Origin of the sequence: Nocardioides sp. (genome assembly GCF_034670285.1) — a bacterium.
Lineage (GTDB): Bacteria > Actinomycetota > Actinomycetes > Propionibacteriales > Nocardioidaceae > Nocardioides.
The window spans coordinates 1-3,898 of record NZ_JAXMNS010000364.1; the positions used below are offsets into that span (position 1 = coordinate 1).

Consider the following 3,898-nt stretch of genomic DNA (forward strand, 5'->3'; position numbering starts at 1 on the left):
CAGCAGGTCACTTCTTGATCCTGATCGAGAAGTCCTGGGTGCTGGCGGCGTAGTTGCCGGCACCGAGGTACTTCGCGGTGAGGTCGTGCTTCTTCGCCTTCTTGAGAGAGGCCAGCGAGATCGCGACCTTGCCGTTCTCCTCCAGGACACCCTCGCCGACGGTGCGCTTGCCCTTCTTGATCTTGACCGTGCCCTGGGGGTCCAGGCCGCGGCTGATCACCGTGACCCTCGCCTTCGGGTTGGTGCCCTTCTTGACCTTTTTGGGCGCCCTGACCTTCGTGCGGGTCGAGGCCTTGTCGACGACGAAGGTCAGGTCGGTCGAGCTGGCGGCGTGGGTGGCGTCGCCCGCGTACGACACGACAGCGTCGTACGAGCCGGCGTTCAGGCCGCGGGGCAGGGCCACGACAGCCTCGCCCTTCTTCATCTCGGCGGTGCCGACCTCGACGTCACCGATGGTCACGCTCACCGGGCCGGTGGCCGCGGTGTCGACGGTCGTCGCGACGATCGTGCTGTCCTCGCCGTACGTCGACGGGTCGGGGTTGCGCACGGCCGTGATGTCGGTGGCGATCACGCACTCGACGATCTTGATGTTGTCGACGAACCAGGCCGAGTAGTCGGCCAGACCGCCACAGCCGTCACGGCCGATGTCGACACGCAGCTGCACCAGGTCGCCGGCCGCGATGTCCAGGGCCGTGAGGTCGACCTGCGACTCGCCCCAGCTGCCGGTGACCTGGCCGCCGTCGGTGCCGGTGAAGCCGTCCTCTCCCGCGAGCGGGTTGGTGTTCTGGGCACCCAGGCTCAGCAGCGTGCTGGGCGCGTTGAAGGTGTAGGCAGCGGCGGGGATGACCTCGAAGTCACCGCCGTCGATGCTGATCTTCATGTTGCCGCCGTCGAAACCGCCCTCGGTGGCCACGTAGTGCTCGAAGGTGAGGCGCGGGGAGATCCCGCCCTCGGGCATCGTGATGACCGGGCTGATGATCGAGTCACGACTGGAGAAGTCGTTGACCCCGTCGCCGGAGCAGTCCCCGAGGTCCGGAGCCGGACCCCGGGCCACGGTGCCGGCGTGGTTTCCGGGCACCTCGTCGGTCGCCTCCCAGGGAGCGCCGAAGCCTCCGGCGTACCCGAACTGGGGGAGGTCGGCGAGCTCCTGCTCAGGAGTCCAGCGGTCCAGGCCCTTCTCGAAGTTCTCCGAGAAGAGGACGCGCTCGGCGAATCCGGCGCCGCACACCGACGGCGAACCCGCCTCGAGCAGGGGCTGGAAGTTGCAGACGACCGGCTCGACGCGCATCTCCACCGCAGTCATCGTGTTGACGACCTCGGTGCAGTCGCTCGCCACGATCGGCGTCGCCGGGGTCTGGCCGCCGTCGGTCTCGGTCGAGACCTGGTTGATCTCCATGCCGACGAGGTCGGTGCAGGACTGCTCGAGGGCGTCAGCGGCGTCGACGAAGTCCGATCCCGGGGTCAGGTAGGCGGTCTGCGCGCGCCACCAGATGTTGGCGGCCTTGTCGAGACCCATGCCGTTGATCGACTGTCCGTTGAAGTCGCCACCGTCGACCATCAGCGCGTAGGCGTGGTTGGGCACACCGGAGTTGCCGTGCACGCCACCGTTGTCGGTGAAGTTCGGGTCGCAGTTGTACTCCTCGTCGCTCACCTTGCCCGGGTCGCCGTAGCAGGTGGGGTTCCACATGTCGCGGATCGCTCCGCCGAACGCCGTCGACTTCTCGCCTACGAGCCAGCGGGTGGAGTCGGTGCGCGTCGAGATGTCCTCGGCAGTGATCTCGATCGTCGAGGTCCCGGCGGCCTTGAAGCGCGTGCCGTCGGCCTTGCTGACCATGATGCCGGAGATGTCGGCCGAGCCGGCCACGGCGAAGGGCACGCCGGTGACGTTGTTGCCGATGACGATGCCGGTGGCGCCTGCGGCCTCGGCGTTGTTGACCTTCAGCTGGAAGGCGCACGAGCCGCGGTCGACGTAGGCGTAGGAGCCGGCGACGGCCGCGGCGTTGGTGAAGGGTGAGCAGCCGTCGGTGGTGCTGGCGCCGGTGGCGTCGGACGGGTCGGTGGCCACGACGACGTCGGTGGTGACGGTCTCGGTGGTGTAGCCCTCGCCGAAGGAGGCCGCGGCCGCCTTGCAGGGACCGGCCTGGGCCTCGGGCTCGAGGATGTTGACCTCGAGGGTGGGGGAGGCCGTCGGCTCGCACTCGCCGTCGGGGCGCTTGGTCTCGAAGGACTCGCCCTCGTCCTCACGGCCGTTGACCAGGTCGAGGGTCTCGCCCCAGACGTCGGAGTAGGCCTCGTTGAGCGCGCCGGACTGGTACTGGTAGATCAGGCCGGAGGTGTACTCGGTGTAGGCGTGGGCCCACTCGTGGGAGACGATGTCGTCAGAGGTGACGCCGTCGCAGTAGTTGGTCGTCACCCCGTTCCAGTTGGCGTTGGGGCAGCTGATGCGAGGGTCGTTGTTGACCGTCTTCATCACCGCACCGAGCCCGTCGTAGGAGTCACGACCGAACGTGTTGGCGTAGAGCCAGTAGGACTCGCCGGCGGAGTTGACGAGGTTCTGCTGGTCCTCGGTGAGCTCGCCGGGGAAGGCGTCGCCCTCGGCCCAGACCTGGTCAGCGGCGGCGGGGGAGGACTCGTAGAGCTCGCGCTCCAGGGCGTCGGTGACCGTGGTCCACCGGTTGAGCGGCTTGCGGGTGTTGGCGTCGACGACCACCATGTCGCGCACGCCGTCACCGACGACCTCGACCACGTAGGCCAGGCGGTTCTCGCCGGTGTCGTCGCCCTTGAGGGCGCCGGTGCGGTAGATCACGAGCTTCTGGTCGACGGCTCGCAGGCCCTTCGGCGCTGCGGCGGGAGCGTCGTGGCGCTCGATCGGCTCGGTCTCGACGTAGCGCACGGCGACGTCGGCGGCCTGGGCCTTGCTGTAGGTCGGCTCCACGGAGAGATCGAGGTCGGGAACAGCGAAGCCGGCGATCGAGGTCAGGTCGCCGTCGCGGTCGACGTTGGCCTTCAGGCGCGAGGCGAAGACCTCGACGCCCTGGTGCTGCTGGACGTAGGAGACGGTCCAGCCGTAGCGGTTGGGCGTGATGCCCGTGCGGGTCAGCTCGCCCTTCGACGCGCCGAAGGCAGCGCCGTGCTCGTCGAGGTAGGCGTCGGTCTTGGCAGCAGCCTTTGCGGTGCTGTTGCCGGCGATCGCGGGGAGCAGGTCGGCCTTGGCGCCGCGTGCGGCGACGAAGCCGACCTTGCCGGTCGCGCTCTCTTCGGTGACACGGACGTTGCCGTCCGCGTCCTGGCGCATGGCTTGTACGCCGGTGGGGTCAGGCGCGACCTGGGTCAGGCCGGCCGCAGCCGAGGGTGAGGCAGGCGAGAACGCCAGCCCCGTCCCGAGAAGTGCCAGGCTGAGCCCGGGCTTGAGGAATTTCACGTGTTTCCCTCCGAGTGGGTGAAATTTGGGTGTCTCCAGGGGTGTGAGCCACCGCACACGCACCTTAGGAACAAAGTGGCAAGACAATCCACTCCTATCGGTCACTTCCAGGTCACGAATTCGACGCGCGTCGTTTTTTGAGGGCACACCTGGCAGGGCGACACGCAATCTGGGGTGCAAGTGACTGGTGTGACGATCGCCTAGGTTGATGACATGGCGACCCGTACGTCTTCCCCGACGGGTTCGCGGAGCAAGAGCACGGCTACGACCGGTTCGACCCGGAGCAGCAGCTCGAGCACCCGATCCCCGAGCGCCAGGAAGCAAACCTCCCGACCCTCCTCCACCTCGACCGCACGGTCGGGGGCGAAGAAGCCTCCCGCCAAGAAGCCGGCCTCGAGCAAGACGTCAGCCAAGAAGCCCACCGCCAAGCGCACGGTGGCCGCCAGGCCGGCCCCTCGCGCGGTTCGCACGGGCACC

General features: G+C 68.2%; 2 protein-coding genes. Both read right to left on the minus strand.

Annotation, left to right across the window (positions count from 1 at the left end):
• Positions 1-7: 7 nt before the first annotated feature.
• Positions 8-3,421: a M4 family metallopeptidase gene (locus VOI19_RS15865; protein ID WP_323793935.1), complete on the minus strand. Its 3,414-nt coding sequence runs from the start codon at positions 3,419-3,421 to the stop codon at positions 8-10.
• A gap of 200 nt (positions 3,422-3,621) precedes the next feature.
• A partial coding sequence (locus VOI19_RS15870) for a hypothetical protein (RefSeq protein WP_323793936.1) occupies positions 3,622-3,898 on the minus strand: 277 nt, incomplete at its 5' end.